Raw genomic sequence first — 25,998 nt, forward strand, 5'->3', positions numbered from 1 at the left:
ATTAGCTGAATCCTCGGGACGAACGGTGACTTGTCAGCGATTGGCGGTTACCAGAACTGCAGCAGAGGTCTACCATGGGCGCCCGGAAGTGGTCACACGCGCTGCCGGCCATTCGCCGAAAAAGGTCTGCGTCATGAACCATTTATCCCGCAACAGCGAGGTGTTCGCATGAGCATCGCGCAAATCAGCCTGCCCAAGGGCGTTGGCCCTCACGCCGAAAAACTCTTCGATGCAATCACCCAGGCCAGTACCGCTGAGGAATTGAACCGCGCCGGTGGCAAGGCCGAAGGCTTCGTCCTGGGTCTTGAAAGCACCAAGGCGATCAAGAGTCAGATCGCCGAATCGCTGTACGTCGTTTATGACGACGCCGCGAGTCAGCGTGCGATCGAACTGGCTTAACTGCCGAAGGTGATGGTGCCCATCATCAGTTTGGCGTAAGCCGCGGTGGCGGCCAGTTGCACCAGCCACAGGACCAGGCCACCCAGGAACACCCCGGCGGCGACTTGCAGCACCAGGCTTTTTCTCGCGTTTGGCCGAGGCACGAGGGATGAAATCATCCAGGTCGTCACGGTCGGCGCGCAGGTTGTCGTTTTTCATATCTGATCTCACAAAATTCTGGAATGTACTCATCACCTGTGGGAGCGAGCTTGCTCGCGAAGGCGTCATGTCAGTCGACAACGATGTTGAATGACAGATCGCTTTCGCGAGCAAGCTCGCTCCCACATTTGGACATGTGTGCAGTTTAGAGGGGATAGGGATTGTTTCGTGACAATAAAAAACGGGAAGCCCCAAGGCTTCCCGTTTTTCATCACAGTGCGAAATCAGATGACCTGAACAATCGCATCCGTTACCGCCTTGATGTTGTTCTGGTTCAGCGCAGCCACGCAGATGCGGCCGGTGTCCAGGGCGTAGATGCCGAACTCGTTACGCAGGCGATGCACTTGTTCAGTGGTCAGGCCCGAGTAGGAGAACATGCCGCGCTGACGACCGACGAAGCTGAAGTCGCGGCCCGGGGCTTTCTCTGCCAGCAGGGCAACCATCTGCTCGCGCATGCCGCGAATGCGCAGACGCATTTCCGCCAGCTCGGCTTCCCATTGTGCACGCAGTTCCGGGCTGTTCAATACAGCTGCAACGATGCTTGCACCGTGGGTCGGCGGGTTGGAGTAGTTGGTGCGGATCACGCGCTTGACCTGCGACAGCACGCGCGCGCTTTCTTCTTTCGATTCGCTGATGATCGATAGCGCACCAACGCGCTCGCCGTACAGCGAGAACGACTTGGAGAACGAGCTCGAAACGAAGAAGGTCAGGCCGGATTCAGCGAACAGGCGCACAGCTGCGGCGTCTTCGTCGATGCCGTCGCCAAAACCTTGATAGGCCATGTCGAGGAACGGCACGTGACCTTTGGCTTTAACCACTTCCAGCACGTTGTTCCAGTCCGCCGGGGTCAGGTCGACGCCAGTCGGGTTGTGGCAGCAGGCGTGCAGGACAACGATCGAGCCGTTCGGCAGGGCGTTGAGGTCGTCGAGCATGCCAGCACGATTCACATCGTGGCTGGCTGCGTCGTAGTAACGGTAGTTCTGCACCGGGAAACCGGCGGTTTCGAAAAGGGCACGGTGGTTTTCCCAGCTTGGGTCACTGATCGCCACAACGGCGTTCGGCAGCAGTTGCTTGAGGAAGTCGGCACCGATCTTCAGTGCGCCGGTCCCGCCGACGGCCTGAGTGGTGATGACGCGACCGGCGCTGATCAGCGGCGAGTCGTTGCCGAACAGCAGCTTTTGCACGGCCTGGTCGTAGGCGGCGATACCATCGATCGGCAGGTAGCCGCGCGAAGCGTGTTGAGCGGCGCGAACGGTTTCGGCTTCGATCACGGCGCGCAGAAGTGGAATTCGCCCCTCTTCGTTGCAGTAAACACCCACGCCCAGGTTGACCTTGGTGGTCCGGGTATCGGCGTTGAATGCTTCGTTGAGGCCCAGGATTGGATCGCGGGGTGCCATTTCGACAGCGGAGAACAGGCTCATTATTGCGGCGGCTCTGAATGGAGAATGGAGGGACGTGTCGCGCTCCAGCCGGATGCACTAGAGCGGTGCACAAACGGGGAGCTAGTATAGAGGCCATTACGGAACAATGGCGACAGGCGATTCGGCTTTTAGGGTAAGTTTTTCCGATTATTTCTTGACCGTTAGTCGACTGCACGTGTCAGAGTCTTTACCGGATGTAGGACGTTTGCCTTGAAAGGTGAGGCAATCGCCACCACATTGAGCACAATCCAGGTTTTTTCTTGCGCGACACCGGTCGTTTGCGGTCGTCCCCGTGGTGTTCCGCTTTGCTCGGAATGCCGCGATCCCAGAGGTGTATATGTCCGAATTCCAGCTCGTCACCCGCTTTGAGCCTGCCGGCGATCAGCCGGAAGCCATTCGCCAACTGGTCGAGGGCATCGAAGCCGGGCTGGCGCACCAGACGCTGCTCGGTGTGACCGGCTCGGGCAAGACCTTCAGCATCGCCAATGTCATTTCGCAGATTCAGCGTCCGACCCTGGTGCTGGCGCCGAACAAGACCCTTGCAGCGCAGCTGTACGGTGAGTTCAAGGCGTTCTTCCCGAACAACGCCGTCGAATACTTCGTTTCCTACTACGACTACTATCAGCCGGAAGCCTATGTGCCGTCGTCCGACACCTTCATCGAGAAGGATGCGTCGATCAACGACCACATCGAGCAGATGCGCCTGTCCGCAACCAAAGCGTTGCTGGAGCGTAAAGACGCGATCATCGTCACCACGGTGTCGTGCATCTACGGTCTGGGTAGCCCGGAAACCTATTTGAAGATGGTGCTGCACGTCGATCGCGGCGACAAACTCGATCAGCGCGCACTGCTGCGGCGCTTGGCCGACCTGCAATACACCCGCAACGATATGGACTTTGCCCGCGCGACTTTCCGTGTGCGCGGCGATGTGATCGACATCTACCCGGCGGAATCCGATCTGGAAGCGATCCGCATCGAGCTGTTCGATGACGAGGTCGAAAGCATTTCCGCGTTCGACCCGCTGACCGGCGAAGTCATCCGCAAGATGCCGCGCTTCACCTTCTACCCGAAGAGCCACTATGTAACGCCACGGGAAACCCTGCTCGACGCCATCGAACACATCAAGGTCGAATTGCAGGAACGCCTCGAATACCTGCGCAGCAACAACAAACTGGTCGAAGCCCAGCGTCTTGAACAGCGCACCCGTTTTGACCTGGAGATGATCCTCGAGTTGGGTTATTGCAACGGCATCGAAAACTACTCGCGCTACCTGTCCGGTCGCCCGGCCGGTGCCGCGCCGCCAACGCTCTACGATTACCTGCCGGCCGATGCCTTGCTGGTGATCGACGAGTCCCACGTCAGCGTGCCGCAGGTCGGTGCGATGTATAAGGGCGACCGTTCGCGTAAGGAAACCCTCGTTGAATACGGCTTCCGTTTGCCGTCGGCGCTGGATAACCGACCGATGCGTTTTGACGAGTGGGAAGGGGTCAGCCCGCAGACCATTTTCGTCTCGGCGACGCCGGGCAACTACGAGGCCGAACACGCCGGAAGGGTGGTCGAGCAAGTGGTGCGGCCGACTGGCCTGGTCGACCCGCAGGTTGAAGTGCGTCCGGCGCTGACTCAGGTCGATGATCTGCTCTCGGAAATCAGCAAGCGTGTGGCGGTCGAGGAGCGGGTGCTGGTCACCACGCTAACCAAACGCATGGCCGAAGACCTTACCGATTACCTCGCCGATCACGGCGTGCGCGTGCGTTATCTGCACTCTGATATCGACACCGTTGAGCGCGTGGAAATCATTCGCGACCTGCGCCTCGGGACCTTTGATGTGCTGGTCGGGATCAACTTGCTGCGTGAAGGCCTGGACATGCCGGAAGTGTCGCTGGTGGCGATTCTTGACGCGGACAAGGAAGGCTTCCTGCGTTCCGAGCGTTCGCTGATTCAGACCATTGGTCGCGCCGCACGTAACCTCAATGGTCGGGCGATTCTCTATGCCGATCGCATGACCGGTTCGATGGAGCGGGCGATTGGCGAGACCGAGCGGCGTCGCGACAAGCAGATAGCGTTCAACCTGGAAAACGGCATCACCCCGCGCGGGGTGATCAAGGACGTCGCCGACATCATGGAAGGCGCCACCGTGCCGGGCTCGCGCAGCAAGAAGCGCAAAGGCATGGCCAAGGCTGCCGAAGAGAACGCCAAGTACGAAGCCGAACTGCGCTCGCCGAGCGAAATCACCAAGCGCATTCGTGCGCTGGAAGAGAAGATGTATCAGTTGGCGCGGGATCTGGAATTTGAAGCGGCGGCGCAGATGCGCGACGAGATTGCCAAACTGCGTGAGCGGCTTTTGGCGGTCTGAAAATTTGCAGTGTTTAGTCGGGCCTCTTCGCGAGCAAGCTCGCTCCCACATTGGAGTTGTGTCGTTCACAAATCCCCTGTGGGAGCGAGCTTGCTCGCGAATGGGGCGACGCGGTCTTAATGAGACTCCCCAGCCTTCAGCCCCTCTGGCAATTTCTTGGTCAGCAAAATCGCCAACATGCTGATTCCCAGCGCAATCCCGACAAAGTGAAACGCATCGTTGTACGCCATGATCGCCGCCTGCTGATGGACGATCTCGCTCAGCTTGCTCAACGCCGCCGTGTCACTGCCAAACCGATCAGTCATCGACGCCAAACGCTCGGCCACCTGCGGATTGGTCGGCACCACCGCCTCGCGCAAATAATCGAAGTAGGTCTTGGTGCGCGCATCCAGCAGTGTCGCGAGCAGGGCAATACCAATCGCGCCGCCCAGATTTCGCAGGATATTGAACAGACTCGACGCCGACCCCGCGTCCTGCGGCAGGATGTACGCCGTGGCGATCAGCGAAATGGTCACCATGATCAACGGCTGCCCCAGCGCACGAATAATCTGGATCTGGTTGAACTGCGGCCCGGCGAAATCCGGGTTGAGCACCCCCGAAGAAAAACTCGCTAGCCCGAACAATCCAAAACCGATCGTGCACAGCCATTTCGGCGAAACAAACTTCATCAGCTTCGGCACCAGCGGAATCAGGAACAGCTGTGGCACGCCCATCCACATGATCACTTCGCCGATCTGCAGGGCGTTGTAGTTCTGGATCTGCGCCAGATACAGCGGCAACAGATAGATCGAACCGTACAACCCGACACCCATGCCCAGACTGGAAATACTCGACAGACCGAAATTGCGATTACGCAGGATGCCCAGATTGATCAGCGGATTCGGTTTGGAGATCTGCACGATCACAAAGGTGATCAGACTCACCAGCGCAATGCTGCCCAGCGTCACTATCAGGCTTGATTCGAGCCAATCCTTGCGATGGCCTTCCTCTAGAAAAACCTGCAAGCAGCCGAGACCAATCCCCAGCGTGAGGATTCCGGTGTAGTCGGTGCTTTTCAGTAATTCCCAGTGCGCTTCTTTCTTTTCCAGCCCGTACATCAGGCCGGCGATCATGATCAGGCCCGGCGGGATGTTGATGTAGAAGATGTATTCCCAACCCCAGTTTTCCGTGAGCCAGCCGCCCAGCGTCGGGCCGATGGACGGGGCGAACGTGGCGGTCATGGCGAACATCGCCATGCCTTTGGCGCGGTGGTGTTCGGGGAGTTTGATCAGGGTCAGGGTGAACGCCAGCGGGATCAGCGCGCCGCCGGTGAAACCCTGCATGGCGCGAAAGACGATCATGCTCTCCAGGCTCCACGCCATCGAGCACAGCAGCGAGGAAACCAGAAAACCCAGCGACACCCACACCGCCAGTCGCCGCGCCGACAGCAACTGCACCAGCCACGCGGTCAACGGAATCATGATGATTTCCGCGACCAGATACGACGTGGAAATCCACGAGCCTTCTTCCAGCGTCGCCGATAAGGCGCCCTGAATATCTTTCAGAGAAGAGTTGGTGATCTGAATGTCGAGCACGGCCATAAACGCGCCGAGCATCACGCTCATCACCGCAATCCAATCGCGCCGGGTCGGTTCGCCGACCGGGCGGATCAGCGCATCACCGGCCATTGTCCGGGGCGTCTTTGATGTTCACGGTGGCGGTCACCGACATGCCCGGACGGATCTTGCCGTGCAACGGGTTGTCGGCCTTGAAGGTCAGTTTTACCGGAATCCGCTGCACGACTTTGGTGAAGTTGCCGGTGGCGTTGTCCGGCGGCAGCAGGCTGAATTGCGCGCCGGAGGCGGCGAACAGGCTGTCGACCCGCGCTTCGATCGGCGTGTCGCTGTAGGCATCGAAGGTCAGCTCGGCTTTTTGCCCGGGCTGCATGTGGCCGATCTGGGTTTCCTTGAAGTTGGCCTGCACCCAGATGTCTTCGTCCGGGACGATCGACAGCAGGTAAGCGCCAGCCTGCACCACTTGGCCGTTACGCGCGGCGCGCTGGCCGACCAGGCCGCTGATTGGCGCGTGGATTTCGCTGCGGGTCAGGTTAAGTTCGGCTTGCGCGAGATCGGCGCGGGCGTTGGCGATTTGTGCGTCGAGGCGTTTGATTTCTGCGTTCAGGGCGTTGACCTGCTGACGCTGGCCTTGCGCATCGGCCTGCGCCTTGGCCACCTGCGAACGGGCGATATGAGCGTCAGCGGAGAGGGTGGTCACGCGTTCTTCGGAAACGTAACCGGGCTTGCGCAGGGTTTCGGCACGCGACAAATCCATTTGCGAGCGGCCCAACGTTGCTTGGGTGGTTGCCACTTGTGCGTCGCTGGAAGCAATCAAACTGGCTTGCTGAGTCAATTTGCTTTGCGCTTGCAGGCGCTCGGCTTCGCGGGTGGCAAGGGCGGCATTGGCGCGATCGATGGCCAGACGGAAATCATTCGGTTCGAGGCGCACCAGCAACTGGCCTTTTTCCACGTGTTGATTGTCCTGCACCAGCACTTCATCGATGCGCGCGCTCAACTGGCTCGACACACGGGTGATTTCGCCCTGGACATAGGCGTTGTCGGTGCTTTCATAAAAACGCCCCTTGAAAAACCAATGGGCGAAAAAGCCCCCGGCAATCAGCAGGACGAGCAGCAGGAAAATCAACAGGCGACGCTTGAGTTGGGCAGGCATGGGCAAACTGTAGTCGATGAATTGTAAGGAAAGTTATCAGCAGGCGAATCTGGCATACAGCCGATAAACGGTAAATGCCATCCGCTGATATTTGCCCATTCACCACGGCTTACGGGCGTTCCAGACGCAAACTTGGCTTAAATGCCCTGCCCGCTGGAGCGGGGCGGGTGTCGCCTGTTACCATTCGCCGCTTGATTGTTTTGCTTTTCATTCTTTTCGAGACATGCCATGACCACCGTCCGCACTCGCATCGCGCCATCGCCTACCGGGGACCCCCACGTAGGTACCGCTTACATCGCATTGTTCAACTACTGCTTTGCCAAGCAGCATGGCGGTGAGTTCATCCTGCGCATCGAAGACACTGACCAGTTGCGTTCGACCCGCGAGTCCGAACAGCAGATCTTCGACGCCCTGCGCTGGTTGGGTATCGACTGGAGCGAAGGCCCGGACGTCGGCGGCCCGCACGGCCCGTATCGCCAGAGTGAGCGCGGCGACATCTATCAAAAGTACTGCCAGCAACTGGTCGACATGGGCCACGCGTTTCCGTGCTTCTGCACCGCTGAAGAGCTGGATCAGATGCGCGCCGAGCAAATGGCTCGCGGCGAAACACCACGTTATGACGGCCGCGCGCTGCTGCTGTCGAAAGAAGAAGTCGCCGCCCGTCTGGCCGCTGGCGAACCCCACGTGATCCGCATGAAAGTGCCGAGCGAAGGCGTTTGCGTGGTGCCGGACATGCTCCGTGGCGACGTCGAGATCCCGTGGGATCGCATGGACATGCAAGTGCTGATGAAGACCGACGGCCTGCCGACGTACTTCCTCGCCAATGTCGTCGACGACCACCTGATGGGCATCACCCACGTGCTGCGCGGCGAAGAGTGGCTGCCATCGGCACCGAAACTGATTCTGCTTTACGAGTACTTCGGCTGGGAACAGCCAGAGCTGTGCTACATGCCGCTGCTGCGTAACCCGGACAAGAGCAAGCTGTCCAAGCGCAAGAACCCTACCTCGGTGACATTCTACGAGCGCATGGGCTTCATGCCGGAAGCGATGCTCAACTACCTCGGCCGTATGGGCTGGTCGATGCCGGACGAGCGCGAGAAGTTCTCGCTGCAGGAAATGGTCGACAACTTCGACCTCAAGCGTGTCTCGCTGGGCGGGCCGATCTTCGACATCGAGAAGCTGTCGTGGCTCAACGGCCAGTGGCTGCGTGATCTGCCGGTGGAAGAGTTCGCTGCACGCGTGCAGAAGTGGGCGTTCAATTCCGAATACATGATGAAGATCGCGCCGCACGTTCAGGGCCGCGTTGAAACCTTCAGCCAGGTTGCCCCGTTGGGCGGTTTCTTCTTCGCCGGCGGCGTCAATCCGGATGCCAAGCTGTTCGAATCGAAAAAGCTTTCGGGTGATCAGGTTCGCCAGTTGATGCAGTTGATCCTGTGGAAGCTGGAAAGCCTGCGTCAGTGGGAGAAGGACAACATCACCGCGACGATTCAGGCTGTGGTCGAATCGCTGGAGTTGAAACTGCGCGATGCGATGCCGCTGATGTTTGCTGCGATCACCGGTCAGGCGAGTTCGGTCTCGGTGCTCGATGCCATGGAAATCCTTGGCCCGGATCTGACCCGTTATCGTCTGCGGCAGGCGATTGACCTGCTGGGTGGCGTGTCGAAGAAAGAAAACAAAGAGTGGGAAAAGCTGCTCGGCGCTATCGCCTAAGCGCTTGCGGCTTTGTGCAGGAGCTGCCGAAGGCTGCGATCTTTTGATCGTGCCTTCGGCGCTTCTCCCGAATTTACGGGGGGAGGGCGGTAAGTGATTGTTATGCCGACGAAAAATTTTGAAATTTTTCAAAAATAAGTTTGACAGGCTTTCGATACGCCCTTAAGATTCGCCCCGTCCTCAGCGATGACATCAACGATGAGGGGCTATAGCTCAGCTGGGAGAGCGCTTGCATGGCATGCAAGAGGTCGACGGTTCGATCCCGTCTAGCTCCACCAATTTACACTTCGAAGCCTGGCCACACCGGCTCCGAAGCGATCAACACTCAGTGTTGATCAGTTGTATAGAAGGGTTTGCGTCCCCTTCGTCTAGTGGCCTAGGACACCGCCCTTTCACGGCGGTAACAGGGGTTCGAGTCCCCTAGGGGACGCCAGTTTTACAGAAGTGATGTTGCAAGATGTCACTCCGCCGCGAGGCGAAAAATCCGGGGCTATAGCTCAGCTGGGAGAGCGCCTGCATGGCATGCAGGAGGTCAGCGGTTCGATCCCGCTTAGCTCCACCAATTTACAGTTCAAGGTCTGGCCACACCGGCCTTGAATCGATCAGTTCTCAGCGCTGATCAGTTGTATAGAAGGTTTGTGTCCCCTTCGTCTAGTGGCCTAGGACACCGCCCTTTCACGGCGGTAACAGGGGTTCGAGTCCCCTAGGGGACGCCACGATTACCCGCTCTGCGGGATTTTATAAGGGTCATTCAATTATTGAATGGCCCTTTTGTTTGTCTGGCGTTTGGCCAATTCTCCTTTTTCCTTACACTGTGCATCAGACCAGCGGTCATATCCTTGACTTGCAGAATATTATTATGCGAATAATATTCTAGTCGTAATATTCGGAGGCAACGATGAACGATAAAAAAGCTCAAACCCGCGAACGCATCCTCAAGGCTGCCAGCGCCGCACTGATTCAGCGTGGCCCGGCCGACCCTAGCGTGGGCGAAGTGATGGGCGCAGCCGGCCTGACCGTCGGCGGTTTCTATGCGCACTTCGAAAGCAAGGACGCGATGATGCTGGAAGCGTTCAAGCAGCTTCTCGGCCGCCGCCGCGACCTGATTGCCGACATGGATGCCGAGTTGACCGGTGAAGAGCGTCGTGCCTTGGTCGCCGCGTTTTACCTGTCGCGCAAGCATCGTGATTCCAGCGACGCGGCATGCCCGATTCCAGCGTCGATCGGCGAGCTGGGCCGCTTGCCGGAATCGTTCCGCATCGCGCTGAACGAGCACCTGGAATTGATGATTGCGCAGTTGGCGTCCAGCCCTGAGGACACCGACAAAGCCTTGGCTGACGTGGCTTTGATGGTGGGTGGTCTGGCACTCGCAAGAGCGCTCGGCCCGGGAGACTTATCCGATCGATTGCTGCGCGCTGCCAAGTCGGCGGTGCGTTGACCTGAAGGCAACTCGCCTGAGGAGAGAGCGATGAACACGTTGAAGTGGGTTCGTGGCGTTAATGGCACCTTGGGCTGGATTGCACCGAAACGCGTGGCGAGCAAAATGCGTGTGGCATTCATGACGCCACGTTCGCTGCCTCTTCGTGATTGGGAATTGCCGCTGCTGGCCAGCTCCGAACGCATCACTTTGCGTTTTGGTCTCTCGGCGCTGCGCTGGGGTCAGGGCCCGACCGTGCTGCTGATGCACGGCTGGGAAGGGCGGCCAACCCAGTTTGCCGCGCTGATCACTGCGCTGGTCGATGCCGGGTATACCGTCGTCGCGTTGGATGGTCCGGCTCACGGTCGCTCGCCGGGGCGTGAAGCCAATGTGGTGTTGTTCGCCCGGGCGATGCTCGAAGCGGCTGCCGAGTTGCCACCATTGCAAGCGGTCATCGGTCATTCCATGGGCGGCGCCAGCGCCATGCTCGCCGTGCAATTGGGCTTGCGCACCGAAACCCTAGTCAGCATTGCCGCGCCTGCGCGCATTCTTGGTGTACTGCGCGGTTTCGCCCGCTACGTTGGTATGCCGCCGCGAGCGCGCTCCGCCTTCATCCGCCAAGTCGAGCAAGACGTTGGTATGCGCGCCGCCACCCTTGATGTCGCTCACTATCAACTGGATATGCCCGGCCTGATCGTGCATGCCGAAGACGACAATTTCGTTTCGGTCAAGGAATCGCAGCTGATCCACGAATCCTGGTTCGACAGTCGCCTGTTGCGCCTTGAAGGCGGCGGGCACCAGCGTGTGCTAGCCGACCCTCGGGTGATTGATGGCGTGTTATCACTGCTGGCCGGCCGCAGCCTTCAGGCGCGCCAATCGGCCTGAGCTCCGTTACACTGCTCCGGTTGAATACTTTGACCGGGAGTGGGGCATGGGTTGGGATCGGGCAACGCCGTTTACCATTGATCTGCAAGTAGGCGCCGAGGACATCGACGGGTTGGGCCACGCGAATAACGCCGTGTACGTGACCTGGCTCGAGCGCTGCGCCTGGCGCCACTCGCAACGTCTGGGTCTGGATCTGGTCGAGTATCGGCGACTGGATCGGGCGATGGCCGTGGTCCGTCACGAGATCGATTATCTGGCAGCGGCCTATGAAGGCGACGAACTGCAATTGGCGACCTGGATCGTTGATTGGGATCAGCGCCTGAAAATGACCCGGCATTTCCAGCTCAAGCGCCCGAGCGACAATGCCACGCTGTTGCGCGCGCAGACCACGTTTGTCTGTATTGAACTGTCGACCGGTAAGCCGAAGCGCATGCCGGCTGAGTTTATCGAGGGCTATGGCCCGGCGATCCAGCTTCCCGAGTCGGTAAATATCTAAACTGTAGGAGTGAGCCTGCTCGCGATAGCGGTGTGTCAGCCAACATATGCCTCACTGACACACCGCTATCGCGAGCAGGCTCACTCCTACAAGGGATCTGCGGATTTGCGCGATATCCAGTAAACTGCCGCACGTTTTTCTTCAAGTAGTGTTTTCCCATGCAAATTGCTCTGGCGCCCATGGAGGGGTTGGTCGACGACATCCTCCGCGACGTGCTGACCCGCGTTGGCGGCATCGACTGGTGTGTGACCGAGTTCATTCGGGTCAACGACCAGCTGCTCACGCCGGCCTATTTCCACAAGTTCGGCCCGGAGTTGCTCAACGGTGCCCGCACCGCCTCCGGTGTGCCATTGCGCGTGCAATTGCTCGGTTCCGACCCGGTGTGTCTGGCGGAAAACGCTGCACTGGCCTGCGAACTCGGCTCTGAAGTGATTGACCTCAACTTCGGCTGCCCGGCCAAGACCGTGAACAAGTCCCGTGGCGGCGCGGTGCTGCTCAAAGAACCGGAACTGCTCAACCAGATCGTCGAACACGTGCGCCGCGCTGTACCCGCGCACATTCCCGTCACCGCAAAAATGCGCCTGGGCTTCGACAGTCCCGACGGTTCGCTGGTCTGCGCCACTGCGTTGGCTGAAGGCGGTGCCGAGCACATTGTGGTGCATGCCCGAACCAAAATGGACGGCTACAAGCCGCCGGCGCATTGGGAGTGGATTCCGCGCGTGCAAGAGGTGGTCAAAGTCCCGGTGTTCGCCAATGGCGATATCTGGAGCGTCGAAGACTGGCGCCGCTGCCGCGAAATCAGCGGCGTCGAAGACATCATGCTCGGTCGCGGTCTGGTCTCGCGCCCGGATCTGGCCAGGCAGATTGCTGCCGCTCGCGCTGGCGAAGAAGTGGTCGAGATGACCTGGGCCGAGCTGATGCCGCTGATTCAGGACTTCTGGCTGCAAGCCAAAGCGCAGATGACCGCACGCCAATCGCCGGGCCGTTTGAAGCAATGGTTGGCCATGCTGACGCGCAATTATCCCGAGGCCACCGAGCTGTTTACGGTGCTGCGCCGTGAGACCGAACCGGATCATGTCTCGCGTCTGCTCGGTCTGCCAGTGGCTGAAGCGGCTTGAAAAAATCTGCAAATAATCTCTTGAAATCATTTCAGCGGTCCCTATCTAAGGGTTACGCGATGCCGAATTCGGGTCGCGGAGTCAAAAAACCTTGCTGATTGTTTTCAGGAGATTTGAACCATGAGTACTGCATTTTCCCTCGCGCCACTGTTCCGTTCCTCGGTAGGTTTCGACCGTTTTAACGACCTGTTCGAAACCGCCCTGCGCAACGAGCCAGGCAGCAGCTACCCACCTTACAACGTCGAAAAGCACGGTGATGACCAATACCGCATCGTCGTAGCGGCCGCCGGTTTCCAGGAAGAAGACCTGGAACTGCAAGTCGAAAAAGGTGTGCTGACCATCAGTGGCGGCAAGCGTGATGCCAACGAAGGCGTGACCTTCCTGCATCAGGGCATCGCCCAACGTGCTTTCAAGCTGTCCTTCCGCCTGGCCGATCACATCGAGATCAAGGCGGCGGATCTGAAAAACGGTCTGCTGAGCATCGACTTGTTGCGGGTGATCCCGGAAGAGGCGAAAGCCAAACGCATCCCGATCAACGGGGTGGAGAAGCCGGCGTTGCAGCACTGAGTCATGTGCCGCAACACAATCGTCTGAACGGATGATGAGCCGCTGAATGAAGGCCCCGATACGTCGGGGCCTTTTTTGTGCGCGCAAGAAAACCGTTGTTCGACTTTGCCACTGGCGGTGGTTTCTCTACAATCCGCGGCAGTTTTGCCGACCCCCATTCCTCACCGGTCGGCCTGGAGCCTTTTTTCATGGACGAGATTCAACAGCGCTGGCTGTGCGCTTTGTCTGCGCCAATGGCGGCGATCAATACCGGCGCCAGCTACGACGACCCCGCGTTCTGCGACGATCGCTACATCGACTTGAAAGACAGCTGGGGTATCGACGACCGTGGGCAATTGTTCGACATGCTCGAACGGATGACCGACGACGGCCACGCTAAGCACCTCAGTGCAGCTTATCTGGCGTGGCAGCGTTGTCTGCCGAGTGAATGGCAGGCCTTGCTGGACGATCTCTCTCCCCGTGAACGCATCCTGCACGAGTTTGCCAGCCGCACCTTCGGCAGTTGTGGGCCGGGCGGGATTCTGTCCTGGGACTATGGCCGCATGGGTTTTCTCTTGCGCTGTGCGGTGCGCAATCAGTGGGTCGACCTGGACGAAAGCAACTGGCTGCACAGTCGTTTGGCCCTCAGAGCGCAATTTCACTACGGTAGCTGGATGGCTTACTTCGATGGCTTTGTCGTGGGCCGGACCTTCTGGTCCTGCCTGAGCGCCAGCGACGATGAGCTTGCGCGCGAACTCGATCGACAAGGCGCCAACGCCCTTAACGTGCGGATTGCCCGCGGCCTTGCCGAGAACATTCCTCAGTTCCTTGCTGATTTGCCGTGGCACATGGAAATCGATTTGCCGCCACGTCCGGCATCGCTCAAGGAGTTCGACTGGTCATGAGTTGCTGGATCCGCTTGGGCATCGAGCCTACCACCGACGAAAACCTGATTCGCAACGCCTATCGCGCACGTTTGCCGGCGCATCACCCGGAGACCGATCCACAGGGATTTCAGGCGTTGCGCATGGCCTACGAAAACGCCCTGCGTCTGGCTCGTGAAGATGAGGAAGAGGAGCCTGAGCACGAGTACGAGTCCCAAGCCTCAGAACAGACTGTCGTTGAGGTCCCTCCAATGTTCGGGGATTTTTGCGCGTTGCTGGATGATCCCGCGCGCCGGTTCAATTTCGCCGCGTGGCAGGCCTTTATTCGAGGGCTGGATGAGCTGTCGCTGGACGTGCTCGATGAACTCAGCTGGCCGCTGTACCACCGGATGGCCGACGCCGGTCCGTTGTCGTACCGCTGCGCGAATCTTTTGGCCAAGCGTATGGCCTGGGATCAACAGTTGCTGGATCTGGGCTTCGACGACGCGCATCAGGTGGGCTTCTTTCTCCAGCGAATCGAAACGCCGGACCCGTTCGATACGGATCTGATGTGCACATGGTCAGAGGCCGCCCAGACTGAATCGCTGTGGTACGCCCGTAGTCTCGACTTCATCTTCAACCAGCGTCCACTGCCTGAGTTCGCCGACTTCGCCAGTCAGCACACCTGCCTGCCGTTGCCGAATGATGCCGTGTTCCTCAAGCGTCTGTTGGTGCAGTTCACTCAGGCAGGTATTGGCGGGCCGACGTTTTTGCAGTGCTGTATCGAGGAGCAGCTTGCTGCACCGGACGATGTCGACTGGCTTTACCTGTTGGCGTGTCAGAGCAGTCTGCTGGGGCGCGACGATCAGGCATTGCCGTGCTGGATCCGGCTGTGGAACGAGCATCGCCATCCGATGGCGGAAAGTCGTCTGCTGGAGGTGTGTGCCAAGCGCCAGCCGACTTTTCTGCCCTTGCTGATTCAGGCATTCGATCGTCTGCAGGGCATTTCTGCCTGGCCAGAGGATCTTGCCGATGACGCCCAGGTGTATGGCTCTCCGTCACAACATCCCGAGACGCTGAACCGTTGGCTGGGTGTCGGGCGGTTAAAGCTTGAGAGCCTTGCGCAAAGCTTTGTCGATTGGCGCGTGACCGGTGATGAACTGCCATTGCTCGCGCAATTGCTGGGCGAAAATGCCGACAGCCGATTGCTGCATCTATACCGGTACGCCTGGGCGCTGCATCGGGGTGATGCGGCGTTGTTGCAGCAGATTGTGGATGCTCCGCTGCCGATCGATGCCCTCGAAAGCCTGGTGATGAGCGGATTCAAATATCAGGCTGCGCAACACCTGCGCTGGTTGGGCGAGGCACCGATTGCGCTGGCCATGAGCGCTTTCTGCGATGCGCATCCAAGTCCTCAGCCATTGCCGCAGGTGCTGACAAAAGGTGAGTCGCACAAAGTTTGTCGTCTGTGGTTGCGTCGCTTGCGGCCCTATAACGACACTGCGCTGGAACGCATGACCGAGGCGTTCAAGCTGGGTGCGGTCAAAGACGACTGTGACTTGTCCGAACTCGACTTGATGCTCCAGTTGAGCCGTCGCGGGATTCAGTTGCCGCCGGTCGGGCTGGGTGAGGCCGCTTGGGAGTGGCACGCGCAGACCCTGTTTTTGCTGGCATTGCTGGAACAACCCGAACGCTGGCTGCAAATGATTGACGCGCAGTGCGTGGAGCGCCTGCCTTTCAATCCGGCCCATCCGTTGAGTCGCCTGCAACCGTTGTTACGGCGCTTGCAGCGTGAGCAAGGCCATTGCGCCGGTTTGCTCGGATGGTTGCAAGGCAATGACCCGGTGCACGGCTTGTTGGTGCAGCAATTGTTCAGCGTTCAGCAGGCGCTCGACAGCGCGCGATTGCCGGCCAATAGCCTGCTTTACACCTGCCTCGAAAGCGATCGTGCTGCCTGCGGCGATGATTTGCTGGGGTTGATGATGTTCTGGGGCGTGCTCTATCACGATCCGAGCCTGAGTGCTGAGCAGCATCGCGCATTGTTGCAGTCGATTGCGGCGATCAGTTGTGAGGACGATTGGTTCGAAGGCTTCCGCGACGGTTTGATCAAAGGCGAGCCGGTGTGGCCGCCGCGCAAAGTGCTGACCGATTTTGGCGTCGACAAACTGTTGGCGTATGAAGCGCTGGATGCGCTCAAGGGCCTGATTCGCTATGGCGCTGCTGGCGTGCCGAAAACGCGCGTCCTGCGCCAACTGCAACAGGGCAAGGACGATGTGCAGAACAGCATCGGGCTGCGCCTGGCTCTGTGCGCGATATTGTCCTGGTCGGAACGATTACTGCTGGCGAAAAGCGATGCTCAGCCGGTACCGGCGACAGCGATCTGGCGTCTGGGATCGCGGTTGGGGCGTAAGGCTTTTATCGCTCAGGTCTTGGCCTGCGTGGTGATTGCACCGGTGGCAGGGCTGATCAGTGGCACCACGGGCGCTGGCATTCTTATCCTGATACTCGGAGTTCTGCTGGTATTTGGCGCGATTTTGCGTCGCTTGCACGACATGGGCCGGGGCATCCCGACCTTGTTGATCTTCATGGCGCTGACACCGATGTTGCCATTCCTGCCGCTGCTGCTGTTCGGCTTTCCCGGTGACAAGTTGCCCAACCGCTATGGTGTGCCGCCGGACAGCGGCGATAGCGAGATGCTGTCCGGCGGCCTGCAGGCTGCCTTGCGGCGCCTCAACGGCTAGAGGCGCAGTTGATCCAGTGCCTTGTTCAGCTCTGTGCGATGGCTGGCGATCTCCGCTGATTGCTGGCCGCCGAGCACTGTGGTGAAGCTGTGCAGCCACTCGGCTATGTGCTCGCGTTGTGTGCCGAGGCTCTGCATCCATGCCCGCTCCAGACGGGCCAGCAATGTGCGGTTGGGCAGTGCGTCACGTGGATGGACTTTCAGCGTCGACAGCCGGTTATGGCTGTCTCGGCGTGCTTGCTCATCCAGCCCCGTGGGGCTGCGGTCGATGCTGTGACTGTGACGCTCGCCGGTTTCGAGCAGGGTGATGTCGACTTCGAGCAAACCGTTGATGTCATAGCTGAAGCGCACGTCCAGTTCCTGGATGTGTTGAGTAGGCGTCAACGTGACTTCGAAAGCATCAATCAGAATGTTGTCGCACACCCACGGCCGTTCACCCTGATAGACGGCGATGCGCAGCACTGTTTGCTTGGGCTGGGTGGTGTAATAGCGCTCCACCCTTGACGTCGGAATGATGGTGTTACGTTCGATGATGGGCGAGAAGGCACCTTTGATGTCTTCTCCACGCATGGTCGCAATCCCCAGCGTATACGGGCAGACATCCGTCAGAATCAACTCTTCAACCGCCCCGTCACGCGCCTTGCACGCCGCTTGCGTCGCCGCCCCGAGCGCAACAATGGTATCCGGATCAAGATGCCGGTAAGGCAGGCGCCCGAACAACGTCGCAACCATCTGCTGCACCGCCGGCATGCGCGTGGCGCCGCCGACCAGCACCAGGCTGTCGAGGTCGCGCGGCTTGAGGCGAGCATCGCGCAGCGCCTGTTCGATCGGTGCGCGCAAACGGGCCAGTAGCGGCTCCCAGATTTTCACCGCAGCAGCTTCGTCCAGCGACCACTCGAACGTTTTGTCGCCATGGCGCCAGCTCAGCGGCTGAACACCTTCAGCGAGTTTACATTTCAGTTGCTCCAGGGCATCACCGAGGCTGGCCATGCTTTGCGCATCGACCATGGCCGCGGTCAGTTGCCAGTGTTTCAGGCAGGCCTGCAACAGCGCAGCGGTGAAGTCTTCGCCGCCGAGAAAGTTGTCGCCAGTGGAGGCGTGCACTTCGATCAGGGGCAAAGCGTATTCCAGCACCGTGACATCAAAGGTGCCGCCGCCCAGATCGAAGATCAGCGTGCGTTCGAATTTCTGTTCATGCAGCCCGTAAGCCATCGCGGCGGCGGTTGGCTCGTTGATCAGGCGTGTCACCGAGAGCCCGGCCAGTTCGGCGGCAAACAGCGTGCGTTTGCGTTGTTCGTCACTGAAATAGGCCGGGACGGAAATCACCGCTTCCGATACCGCGTGGCCGAGAAAGGCTTCGGCGTCCTGCTTGAGTGAGCCGAGTACCAGCGCCGACAGCTCTTCCGGACTGAACAGGCGTGTACCGAGCTGGACTTGCTTATCGCTGCCCATGAAGCGCTTGAATGCTGCGGCGGTGCGATCCGGGTGCGTGGTCAGGCGCGCGCGGGCGGCTTTGCCGACCAGAATCGTGTCGTCTTCATCGAGGCTGACCACCGAGGGCGTCAGCACATCACCCAGGGCATTGGGAATCAGTCTGGCCTGACCGTCCTGCCAGACGGCGATCAGGCTGTTGGTGGTGCCAAGGTCGATGCCCAGCAGGGCTGGGCGGGGGAGGGTTGCATCCTGCATGACAGATCTCGAAACGGCGCAAAAAACGCGACCCTACAGGTTGCTGCAAATCGTGGCAATTGCGCGTCTGTTGCAACGTGCACCGGTTACGGCAAGAGCTTTTTCAGATCCTCGAGCGCAACCGGTCGGCTATGCAGATAGCCTTGATACAAATGGCAGCCCAAACCCTGCAGGAACGCCAGTTGTTCCGGGGTTTCGACCCCCTCGGCAATCACCTCCAGCTCCAGGCTGCGCGCCATGGCGACAATCGCGCGGATGATCTCGGCATCGTTCGGGTCGGTCGTGGCATCGCGGATAAACGACTGATCGATTTTCAGCGTGTCCACCGGCAGGCGCTTGAGGTAAGTCAGCGACGAATAGCCAGTGCCGAAATCATCCATCGCAAAGCTCACGCCGAGTTTTTTCAGCCGGCGCATTTTGCTGATGGTGTCTTCCAGATTCTGGATGACGATGCCTTCGGTGATCTCCAGTTTCAGTAGCGAGCAGGGCAGACCATGGCTGCTCATGCTGTGTTCGATGCGTTCGACAAAATCGTTCTGGCGGAACTGCCGTGGACTGATGTTCACGCACAGGCTGAAATTCAGCGGGTCGACCAGTTTCAGGGCGATCAGTTGTTTGAACGCGTTGCAGGCTTCGTCGAGGATCCAGGTGCCGACTTCGAGAATCAGGCCGCTGTCCTCCAGTACCTTGATGAACTCGGTGGGCGACTGCGCACCCAGTTCCGGGTGATTCCAGCGCACCAAGGCTTCGGCGCCGATGATGCGGTTGTCGCGGGCGTCGACCTGCGGCTGAAAGTGCACGTTGAATTCACCGCGCGACAGCGCCAGGCGCAAGTCGGTTTCCATGCGCAGCCGTTCGCTGGCGGCCTTCTGCATGGTGTTGTGATACATCTGCGTGGTGTTGCGCCCGGAATCCTTGGCCCGGTACAGCGCGATGTCGGCGCGTTTGAGCAGGTCGGTTGGCGTCGAGCCGTGATCGGGAATCAGCGCCACGCCGATGCTCGGCGTCACTTGCAGGCGCTGGCCGTCGAGGAACATCGGTTCCGAGAGCAATTCGCGCAGGGTGTCGGCCAGATTGCGCACTTGCGCGCTGACCTCATTGCGCGAGCCTTCGAGGCCGCTGAGCAGCACGACAAACTCGTCGCCACCGAGGCGCGCGACGGTATCTTCCATGCGCACACTGGCTTCGAGCCGCGCCGTGATGATTTTCAGCACGGTGTCGCCGACCGGGTGGCCGAGAGAGTCGTTGATGTGCTTGAAGTGATCGAGGTCGAGAAACAGCAAGGCGCCGCGCAGATTGTGGCGCTTGAGCAGGGCGATCTGCTGGCTCAGGCGATCCATCAGCAGGGCGCGATTGGGCAGGTTGGTCAGCGGGTCGTGATAGGCCAGATGCCGGATCTGTGCTTCGGCGTTTTTCAGCAGGCTGACGTCTCGGGCGGTCAGCAGCAGGCACGCGGTTTCATTGAGGGTGATCGGCTCGACCGAGACTTCCACGGTCAGTATTTCCCCGCGTTTGTTGCGCCCGAGCATTTCCTGATGGTGCACGCGGCCCTTGATCTGCAACTCGGCGAGTAACGCCGAACGCTGTTTCTCTTCAGCCCAAATACCCACCTGATAAACCGTTTTGCCCACGACCTCTTCGGCACGATAGCCAGTGAGACGGCAAAAACCGTCGTTGACCTCCAGATAACGCCCGGTGTCGCGCTCGGTAATGGTGATTGCGTCGGGGCTGGAGTGGAACGCCTTGGCGAATTTCTCCTCACTGGCTTTCAGCGCTGCTTCCGAGCGCTGCTGCTGGGTGATGTCGCGCAGGGTGGTGACGATACAAGCCTGATCGCCGACGCTGATCTGCCGGCTGGAAATCACACAGGTCAGCGACTGGCCGTCCTTGTGCTGGACGATGATCGCGACATTGCTCAGGCCCTGTTCGCGAATCACCCGTTCAATCCGTTGCAGGCTTTTCGCCGAGGCATCCCACAGGCCGATTTCTTCGGCGGTATGGCCGATGACGTCGGCGGCGCTCCAGCCGAAGGTCTGGGTAAAACTGTTATTGATTTCGATGAACTCGCCACTGTCTTGGCGGGTGACGCAGATCGGGTCCGGGCTGACCTGGAACAGCGTGGCGAATTTTTCTTCCGAGGCCACCAGCCGTTGCTCGCGCTCGACCTGATCGGTGATGTCCAGCAGTGTGCCGGCCATGCGCAGCGGTGCGCCGTTGTCGTCGCGGTAGAGGCGGGCGCGGCTTTCCAGATAGCGCGAACTGCCGTCCGGCAATTGCACGCGATAAGTCAGTTGATAATTGCCCGCCGGGCCTTCGCGCAGGCTGCGGTAGGCGTCACGCATGCTGTCGCGTTCCTCACCGGGGACGCCTTCGAAAAACTCTTCGAACGACTCATGAAACGGTTTCGGCTCCAGCCCGTGCAACTGCGCGGCGCGCGCCGAGCCGTAGAGCATACCGCTGGGAATGTGCCAGTCCCAGGTGCCGAGCTGTGCCGAGTCCAGCGCCAGATCGAGACGTTCCTGGCTGTCCTTCAAGGCGTGTTCGGCGGCTTTGCGTTCGGTGGTGTCGAGAAACGTACTGAGCAGATACGGCTGGCCTTCGAGTTCGACTTTCTGCGCACTGAGAATGCCGTCGTGGATTTGCCCGTTGCTAGCGCGAAACTGCACTTCCATGGCGATCAGCTCGCCTTTGGCTTTGGTTTTTTTCACCAGTTCTGCGCGTTGCTCCGGGTGCACCCACAAACCCAGCTCCAGCGTGGTGCGGCCGATGGCGCTCTGCACTGGCCAGCCAAACAGGCTTTCAAAATACTGATTGGCCTCGCTGATCAAACCGTCTTCCTGACGGGTCAGCAGGACCATGTTCGGGCACAGGTGAAAAAGTGTCGCGAAACGTTTTTCCGAACTGCTCAGCGCCTGCTCGCGCTGGCGCTGGTGGGTGATTTCGCGAATCACCCCGATCATTCGGGGGCGGCCGTTTTTATCCGGCAGCAGGCTGCCGCTGATTTCCAGCCAGTGCAGGCTGCCGTCAGGCCAGCGGATGCGGTGGTGCATCGCTTGTTCCAGCGGCGCCCCGGCAATCACCGCGTGGAAGGCGCGAACCGTTTTCGCGCGGTCTTCCGGGGGCAGCAGATCAAGGTATTCAAGGTCTGCCGGCAGCGGCTGGCGCGGGTCGAAACCGAACAAGGCCTGGGTGCCACGCGACCAACTGATCTGCCCGCGCTCGATGTCCCAGTACCAGGCGCCGAGCCGCGCGCCGTTGAGCGCCGCCAGCAATTGCGGCGCGCTCTCCCAGCTCTGCTCGGAATGTCGCGGGTCAATCGCCTGAATACGCGGCATCGGCGGAATTCGGTCAACAGATTTCGGCATCGTGGACAAGCCTTGAGCTGAGGGTGACGTTAGGCACAGGGGCAGCGGCTCTTTAGGAGTAGCACAAGATGGCCTCAAGTCCCTGGCAGATCGATTTGTGCATCCAGTAAGGCCATAAAGGCCCGCGCCGCATTCGAGAGCGTCCGTTCAGTGTGCAGGATATAGCCTAGCTGGCGACTGAGCTGTATGCCCGGCAATACGATGCTTGCCACCTGCTCGTCGAGCATGGTGCGCGGCAAAACGCTCCAGGCCAGGCCGATCGAGACCATCATCTTGATGGTTTCCAGGTAGTTGGTACTCATGGCGATGTTCGGCGTCAGGCTCTGGGCCTCGAATAACCGTTGGACAATGTGGTGCGTGAAGGTGTTGCCACCGGGGAAAACCGCCGGATGACCGGCAATGTCCGCCAGAGTGACGGGGCCATTGCTGATCAGCGAATGCTCCGGGGCAACCACGAAGTCCAGCGGGTCATCCCAGACCGGCGTGGCTTTGACCAGGGCGTGAGGCTCCGGCGCCAGGGTGATGACCGCCAATTCGGCGCGGCCATGAAGAATTTCTTCGTAGGCCACTTCCGAATCGAGGAACTGAATATCCAGCGCCACCTCTGGGTAGCGGCGGGTGAATTCGCGCAAAAGCGGTGGCAAGCGGTGCAAGCCGATGTGGTGACTGGTGGCCAGGGTCAAACGCCCGCTGACTTCGCCGGTCAGATTGGTCAGGGCGCGGCGGGTGTCATCCAGCACGTTGAGAATCTGATAAGCCCGTGGCAACAGGGCGCGGCCGGCCTCGGTCAGGCCGACTTCACGACCCAGCCGATCGAACAGGCGCACCTTCAATTGCTGCTCCAGCCCGGCGATGCGTTTGCTGATCGCCGGCTGTGTCAGGTGCAGCCGTTCGCCGGCGCCGGAGAAGCTGCCGGTCTCGGCAATCGCGATAAAAGCATTGAGGTTGGCCAGATCCATGTTTGTATTCCAGTTGGTTATCCAAAGCATAAAAAATATGAATTTGAGTTATTTAATCTAACCCCATAGGATCGGCCTCACAAGCCAAAGGGTTATTGATAAGCCCAGGGCATAGAAACAAGCTGATGAGGAACCGTCTGATGGCCGGCAAAACGCTCTACGACAAGCTCTGGGATTCGCATTTGGTCAAGCAGCGCGACGATGGCTCGGCGTTGATCTATATCGATCGTCACATCATCCACGAAGTGACTTCGCCGCAAGCCTTTGAAGGCCTGCGTCTGGCCGGGCGCAAGCCTTGGCGCATCGATGCCAACATCGCGACCCCGGACCACAACGTACCAACGACCCCGGAGCGCAAGGGCGGCATCGAAGCCATTGCCGATCAGGTCTCGCGTTTGCAGGTTCAGACCCTCGATGACAACTGCGATGAATACGGCATCGTCGAGTTCAAGATGAATGACGTCCGCCAAGGCATCGTCCACGTGATCAGCCCGGAGCAGGGCGCGACCTTGCCGGGCATGACCGTGGTCTGCGGCGACTCGCACACCTCGACCCACGGCGCCTTCGGCGCTCTGGCGCACGGTATCGGCACTTCCGAGGTCGAGCACGTGCTCGCCACCCAGTGCCTGGTCGCGAAGAAAATGAAGAACATGCTGGTGCGCGTCGAAGGGCAATTGCCGTTCGGCGTGACCGCCAAGGACATCGTCCTCGCGGTGATCGGCAAGATCGGCACCGCCGGCGGTAACGGCCATGCCATCGAGTTCGCCGGCAGCGCGATTCGCGACTTGTCCGTTGAAGGCCGCATGACCATCTGCAACATGTCCATCGAAGCCGGCGCCCGCGTTGGCTTGGTGGCAGCGGACCAGAAGACCGTTGATTACGTGAAGGGCCGTCCTTTTGCACCGAAAGGCGCCGAATGGGACATGGCCGTCGAGGCCTGGAAAGACCTGGTTTCCGACGCTGACGCCAAGTTTGACACCGTGGTTGAACTCGACGCCGCACAGATCAAGCCGCAAGTCAGCTGGGGCACTTCGCCTGAGATGGTTTTGGCCGTTGATCAGAACGTGCCGGACCCGGCCAAAGAGATGGATCTGGTCAAGCGCGACTCGATCGTCCGCGCTTTGAAATACATGGGTTTGACCGCCAATCAGGCGATCACCGACATTCAACTGGATCGCGTGTTTATCGGTTCCTGCACCAACTCGCGGATCGAAGATTTGCGCGCTGCGGCGGTGATCGCCAAGGGCCGCAAAGTCGCTTCGACCATCAAGCAAGCGATCGTGGTACCGGGTTCGGGTCTGGTCAAGGCGCAGGCTGAGGCCGAAGGTCTGGACAAGATTTTCCTCGAAGCCGGTTTTGAATGGCGTGAGCCGGGCTGCTCGATGTGCCTGGCGATGAACCCGGATCGTTTGGAGTCCGGCGAGCATTGCGCCTCGACCTCCAACCGTAACTTCGAAGGCCGTCAGGGTGCCGGTGGCCGTACCCACCTCGTCAGCCCGGCCATGGCGGCTGCGGCAGCGGTGAACGGTCGTTTCATCGACGTTCGTGAATTGATCTGAAGGAGCGCAGCATGAAAGCTTTTACCCAGCACACTGGTCTTGTCGCGCCTCTGGATCGTGCCAACGTCGACACCGACCAGATCATTCCGAAGCAGTTCTTGAAGTCGATCAAGCGCACCGGTTTCGGCCCGAACCTGTTTGACGAGTGGCGTTACCTCGATGTCGGGCAACCGTATCAGGACAACTCCAAGCGCCCGTTGAACAAGGACTTCGTGCTCAACGCCGAGCGTTATCAAGGCGCCAGCGTGTTGCTGGCCCGTGAGAACTTCGGTTGCGGCTCCAGCCGTGAACACGCGCCATGGGCGCTGGAAGAATACGGTTTCCGCAGCATCATCGCGCCGAGCTACGCCGACATTTTCTTCAACAACAGCTTCAAGAACGGCTTGCTGCCGATCATCTTGAGCGACGCTGAAGTCGATGAGTTGTTCAAGCAGGTCGAGGCTGAGCCGGGCTATCAATTGCAGGTCGATCTGCAAGCGCAGACCGTGACCCGTCCGGATGGCAAGGTGTACAGCTTCGAGATCGATGCGTTCCGCAAGCATTGCCTGTTGAATGGTCTGGACGATATCGGTTTGACCTTGCAGGACGGTGATGCGATTGCGACGTTTGAGGCCAAGCATCGGGTTAGCCAGCCGTGGTTGTTCCGCGACGCATAAGCAACTTTTGAATTGATGCAGTTCAGGCTGGCCTCTTCGCGAGCAAGCTCGCTCCCACAGGGGAATGCATTTCAAGTGTGGGAGCGAGCTTGCTCGCGAAGGCGTTAGTCCAGGCAATAAAAGGCTAAAACCCAGAAGGATGTGACCATGACCAGCACCGCCCAACACACCCAGGTCGTACAAAAGCAATTCGGTGAACAGGCCGCCGCCTACCTGAGCAGCGCCGTTCACGCTCAAGGCACCGAGTTCGCCCTGCTACAGGCTGAGCTGATAGGGCAGGGCAGCGCCCGGGTGCTGGATCTGGGCTGCGGCGCCGGTCACGTCAGTTTTCACGTCGCACCGCTGGTCAGGGAAGTGGTCGCCTACGACCTGTCGCAGCAAATGCTCGACGTGGTCGCCGCTGCGGCCGTTGATCGCGGTTTCACCAACATTGCCACGGTCAACGGTGCCGCCGAGCGTCTGCCGTTTGCCGATGGCGAGTTCGACTTCGTGTTCAGCCGGTATTCGGCGCATCACTGGAGCGATCTCGGTGTGGCTCTGCGCGAAGTGCGTCGGGTGTTGAAGCCGGGCGGTGTGGCGGCGTTCGTTGATGTGTTGTCACCGGGCAGTCCGTTGTTCGACACTTACCTGCAAAGCGTCGAGGTGCTGCGTGACACCAGCCATGTGCGCGATTATTCCGCCGCCGAATGGCTGCGTCAGGTCAGCGAGGCCGGTTTGCATGTACGCAGTACCACCCGTCAGCGCCTGCGTCTGGAGTACACCAGCTGGGTTGAGCGCATGCGCACGCCTGAAGTGCTGCGCGCCGCGATCCGCCAGTTGCAGCAGTCGATGGGCAATGAAGTGCGCGAATATTTTGAGATTGATACCGACGGCTCGTTCAGTACAGATGTAATCGTATTGATGGCCGAGCGATAAGAA

General features: G+C 59.6%; 19 protein-coding genes, 4 tRNA genes and 1 pseudogene. 17 read left to right on the forward strand and 7 right to left on the reverse strand.

The window, feature by feature from the left end:
- The first annotated feature begins 168 nt into the window (after nt 1-168).
- Nucleotides 169-399, forward strand: a complete 231-nt coding sequence (locus AB4O01_RS00720; RefSeq protein WP_093432041.1) for a hypothetical protein — start codon at nt 169-171, stop codon at nt 397-399.
- On the opposite strand, the pseudogene AB4O01_RS00725 reads toward AB4O01_RS00720, so the two are convergent.
- Together AB4O01_RS00725 and AB4O01_RS00730 are read right to left on the reverse strand one after the other, a co-directional pair.
- Nucleotides 396-597 (reverse strand): annotated as a pseudogene (locus AB4O01_RS00725) (hypothetical protein). The gene AB4O01_RS00720 and the pseudogene AB4O01_RS00725 sit on opposite strands and share 4 nt — an antisense overlap.
- A 224-nt stretch (nt 598-821) precedes the next feature.
- Nucleotides 822-2,018, reverse strand: coding sequence for an amino acid aminotransferase (locus tag AB4O01_RS00730; RefSeq protein WP_460090335.1), 1,197 nt, complete (start codon nt 2,016-2,018; stop codon nt 822-824).
- Nucleotides 2,019-2,355: 337 nt separating this feature from the next.
- Here AB4O01_RS00730 and uvrB point away from each other — a divergent pair, with 337 nt between their 5' ends.
- Nucleotides 2,356-4,371: an excinuclease ABC subunit UvrB gene (uvrB, locus tag AB4O01_RS00735; protein ID WP_007913411.1), complete on the forward strand. Its 2,016-nt coding sequence runs from the start codon at nt 2,356-2,358 to the stop codon at nt 4,369-4,371.
- A gap of 116 nt (nt 4,372-4,487) precedes the next feature.
- On the opposite strand, the gene AB4O01_RS00740 is transcribed toward uvrB, so the two are convergent.
- Together AB4O01_RS00740 and AB4O01_RS00745 are read right to left on the reverse strand one after the other, a co-directional pair.
- Complete coding sequence (locus AB4O01_RS00740; protein ID WP_460090336.1) at nt 4,488-6,038, reverse strand: MDR family MFS transporter; 1,551 nt, start codon at nt 6,036-6,038, stop codon at nt 4,488-4,490.
- Complete coding sequence (locus AB4O01_RS00745; protein ID WP_093432053.1) at nt 6,028-7,077, reverse strand: HlyD family secretion protein; 1,050 nt, start codon at nt 7,075-7,077, stop codon at nt 6,028-6,030. The genes AB4O01_RS00740 and AB4O01_RS00745 overlap by 11 nt, the downstream gene beginning before the upstream one ends.
- Before the next feature lie 228 nt (nt 7,078-7,305).
- Between AB4O01_RS00745 and gltX the strand changes: the two genes are divergently transcribed.
- From gltX to AB4O01_RS00805, 12 genes are all read left to right on the forward strand, one after another.
- Nucleotides 7,306-8,787 carry a glutamate--tRNA ligase gene (gene gltX, locus AB4O01_RS00750; protein ID WP_007913414.1) on the forward strand — a complete coding sequence of 494 codons (1,482 nt, stop codon included), beginning with the start codon at nt 7,306-7,308 and terminating at the stop codon, nt 8,785-8,787.
- A gap of 202 nt (nt 8,788-8,989) precedes the next feature.
- Nucleotides 8,990-9,065: transfer RNA gene (locus tag AB4O01_RS00755), tRNA-Ala, on the forward strand.
- Between the two features lie 79 nt (nt 9,066-9,144).
- A tRNA-Glu gene (locus AB4O01_RS00760) sits at nt 9,145-9,220 on the forward strand.
- Between the two features lie 53 nt (nt 9,221-9,273).
- Nucleotides 9,274-9,349, forward strand: a tRNA-Ala gene (locus AB4O01_RS00765).
- Between the two features lie 78 nt (nt 9,350-9,427).
- Nucleotides 9,428-9,503, forward strand: a tRNA-Glu gene (locus tag AB4O01_RS00770).
- Between the two features lie 182 nt (nt 9,504-9,685).
- Nucleotides 9,686-10,225: a TetR/AcrR family transcriptional regulator gene (locus AB4O01_RS00775; protein WP_007913421.1), complete on the forward strand. Its 540-nt coding sequence runs from the start codon at nt 9,686-9,688 to the stop codon at nt 10,223-10,225.
- A gap of 30 nt (nt 10,226-10,255) precedes the next feature.
- Complete coding sequence (locus AB4O01_RS00780; protein ID WP_093432056.1) at nt 10,256-11,089, forward strand: alpha/beta fold hydrolase; 834 nt, start codon at nt 10,256-10,258, stop codon at nt 11,087-11,089.
- Nucleotides 11,090-11,135: 46 nt separating this feature from the next.
- Nucleotides 11,136-11,585, forward strand: coding sequence for an acyl-CoA thioesterase (locus AB4O01_RS00785; protein WP_460090337.1), 450 nt, complete (start codon nt 11,136-11,138; stop codon nt 11,583-11,585).
- A 158-nt stretch (nt 11,586-11,743) separates the two neighbouring features.
- Nucleotides 11,744-12,703 (forward strand): tRNA dihydrouridine synthase, encoded by a 960-nt coding sequence (locus tag AB4O01_RS00790; RefSeq protein ID WP_414926893.1) that lies wholly within the window; start codon nt 11,744-11,746, stop codon nt 12,701-12,703.
- Between the two features lie 120 nt (nt 12,704-12,823).
- Nucleotides 12,824-13,270, forward strand: a complete 447-nt coding sequence (locus AB4O01_RS00795) for an Hsp20 family protein (protein WP_093432063.1) — start codon at nt 12,824-12,826, stop codon at nt 13,268-13,270.
- A 188-nt stretch (nt 13,271-13,458) separates the two neighbouring features.
- Complete coding sequence (locus AB4O01_RS00800) at nt 13,459-14,154, forward strand: DUF1266 domain-containing protein (RefSeq protein WP_116255289.1); 696 nt, start codon at nt 13,459-13,461, stop codon at nt 14,152-14,154.
- Nucleotides 14,151-16,853, forward strand: a complete 2,703-nt coding sequence (locus tag AB4O01_RS00805) for a DUF805 domain-containing protein (protein WP_460090338.1) — start codon at nt 14,151-14,153, stop codon at nt 16,851-16,853. The genes AB4O01_RS00800 and AB4O01_RS00805 overlap by 4 nt, the downstream gene beginning before the upstream one ends.
- Here AB4O01_RS00805 and AB4O01_RS00810 read toward each other — a convergent pair.
- The 3 genes from AB4O01_RS00810 to AB4O01_RS00820 all read right to left on the reverse strand — a co-directional run bounded on the left by AB4O01_RS00810 (nt 16,850) and on the right by AB4O01_RS00820 (nt 22,865).
- Nucleotides 16,850-18,541 (reverse strand): Hsp70 family protein, encoded by a 1,692-nt coding sequence (locus AB4O01_RS00810; RefSeq protein WP_460090339.1) that lies wholly within the window; start codon nt 18,539-18,541, stop codon nt 16,850-16,852. The genes AB4O01_RS00805 and AB4O01_RS00810 overlap by 4 nt on opposite strands.
- 86 nt (nt 18,542-18,627) lie before the next feature.
- Nucleotides 18,628-21,906, reverse strand: coding sequence for a sensor domain-containing protein (locus AB4O01_RS00815; protein WP_093432072.1), 3,279 nt, complete (start codon nt 21,904-21,906; stop codon nt 18,628-18,630).
- 74 nt (nt 21,907-21,980) lie between these two features.
- Complete coding sequence (locus AB4O01_RS00820; protein ID WP_093432075.1) at nt 21,981-22,865, reverse strand: LysR family transcriptional regulator; 885 nt, start codon at nt 22,863-22,865, stop codon at nt 21,981-21,983.
- Between the two features lie 140 nt (nt 22,866-23,005).
- Here AB4O01_RS00820 and leuC point away from each other — a divergent pair, with 140 nt between their 5' ends.
- The 3 genes from leuC to AB4O01_RS00835 all read left to right on the forward strand — a co-directional run bounded on the left by leuC (nt 23,006) and on the right by AB4O01_RS00835 (nt 25,995).
- The gene (gene leuC / locus AB4O01_RS00825; RefSeq protein WP_016984527.1) at nt 23,006-24,424 is read left to right on the forward strand and encodes a 3-isopropylmalate dehydratase large subunit; all 1,419 of its coding nucleotides are present in this window, start codon (nt 23,006-23,008) and stop codon (nt 24,422-24,424) included.
- Nucleotides 24,425-24,435: 11 nt separating this feature from the next.
- Nucleotides 24,436-25,080, forward strand: coding sequence for a 3-isopropylmalate dehydratase small subunit (leuD, locus tag AB4O01_RS00830; protein WP_007913445.1), 645 nt, complete (start codon nt 24,436-24,438; stop codon nt 25,078-25,080).
- 147 nt (nt 25,081-25,227) lie between these two features.
- Nucleotides 25,228-25,995 (forward strand): class I SAM-dependent methyltransferase, encoded by a 768-nt coding sequence (locus tag AB4O01_RS00835; RefSeq protein ID WP_460090340.1) that lies wholly within the window; start codon nt 25,228-25,230, stop codon nt 25,993-25,995.
- Nucleotides 25,996-25,998: the final 3 nt, after the last annotated feature.

The sequence above is a fragment of the Pseudomonas sp. S2_E02 genome (assembly GCF_054668355.1).

What these genes read in the sequence shown, in the direction of transcription:
- AB4O01_RS00720 (WP_093432041.1), top strand. Translation starts at nt 169, where the DNA reads ATGAGCATCGCGCAAATCAGCCTGCCCAAGGGCGTTGGCCCTCACGCC.
- AB4O01_RS00730 (WP_460090335.1), bottom strand. Translation starts at nt 2,018, where the DNA reads ATGAGCCTGTTCTCCGCTGTCGAAATGGCACCCCGCGATCCAATCCTG.
- uvrB (WP_007913411.1), top strand. Translation starts at nt 2,356, where the DNA reads ATGTCCGAATTCCAGCTCGTCACCCGCTTTGAGCCTGCCGGCGATCAG.
- AB4O01_RS00740 (WP_460090336.1), bottom strand. Translation starts at nt 6,038, where the DNA reads ATGGCCGGTGATGCGCTGATCCGCCCGGTCGGCGAACCGACCCGGCGC.
- AB4O01_RS00745 (WP_093432053.1), bottom strand. Translation starts at nt 7,077, where the DNA reads ATGCCTGCCCAACTCAAGCGTCGCCTGTTGATTTTCCTGCTGCTCGTC.
- gltX (WP_007913414.1), top strand. Translation starts at nt 7,306, where the DNA reads ATGACCACCGTCCGCACTCGCATCGCGCCATCGCCTACCGGGGACCCC.
- AB4O01_RS00775 (WP_007913421.1), top strand. Translation starts at nt 9,686, where the DNA reads ATGAACGATAAAAAAGCTCAAACCCGCGAACGCATCCTCAAGGCTGCC.
- AB4O01_RS00780 (WP_093432056.1), top strand. Translation starts at nt 10,256, where the DNA reads ATGAACACGTTGAAGTGGGTTCGTGGCGTTAATGGCACCTTGGGCTGG.
- AB4O01_RS00785 (WP_460090337.1), top strand. Translation starts at nt 11,136, where the DNA reads ATGGGTTGGGATCGGGCAACGCCGTTTACCATTGATCTGCAAGTAGGC.
- AB4O01_RS00790 (WP_414926893.1), top strand. Translation starts at nt 11,744, where the DNA reads ATGCAAATTGCTCTGGCGCCCATGGAGGGGTTGGTCGACGACATCCTC.
- AB4O01_RS00795 (WP_093432063.1), top strand. Translation starts at nt 12,824, where the DNA reads ATGAGTACTGCATTTTCCCTCGCGCCACTGTTCCGTTCCTCGGTAGGT.
- AB4O01_RS00800 (WP_116255289.1), top strand. Translation starts at nt 13,459, where the DNA reads ATGGACGAGATTCAACAGCGCTGGCTGTGCGCTTTGTCTGCGCCAATG.
- AB4O01_RS00805 (WP_460090338.1), top strand. Translation starts at nt 14,151, where the DNA reads ATGAGTTGCTGGATCCGCTTGGGCATCGAGCCTACCACCGACGAAAAC.
- AB4O01_RS00810 (WP_460090339.1), bottom strand. Translation starts at nt 18,541, where the DNA reads ATGCAGGATGCAACCCTCCCCCGCCCAGCCCTGCTGGGCATCGACCTT.
- AB4O01_RS00815 (WP_093432072.1), bottom strand. Translation starts at nt 21,906, where the DNA reads ATGCCGAAATCTGTTGACCGAATTCCGCCGATGCCGCGTATTCAGGCG.
- AB4O01_RS00820 (WP_093432075.1), bottom strand. Translation starts at nt 22,865, where the DNA reads ATGGATCTGGCCAACCTCAATGCTTTTATCGCGATTGCCGAGACCGGC.
- leuC (WP_016984527.1), top strand. Translation starts at nt 23,006, where the DNA reads ATGGCCGGCAAAACGCTCTACGACAAGCTCTGGGATTCGCATTTGGTC.
- leuD (WP_007913445.1), top strand. Translation starts at nt 24,436, where the DNA reads ATGAAAGCTTTTACCCAGCACACTGGTCTTGTCGCGCCTCTGGATCGT.
- AB4O01_RS00835 (WP_460090340.1), top strand. Translation starts at nt 25,228, where the DNA reads ATGACCAGCACCGCCCAACACACCCAGGTCGTACAAAAGCAATTCGGT.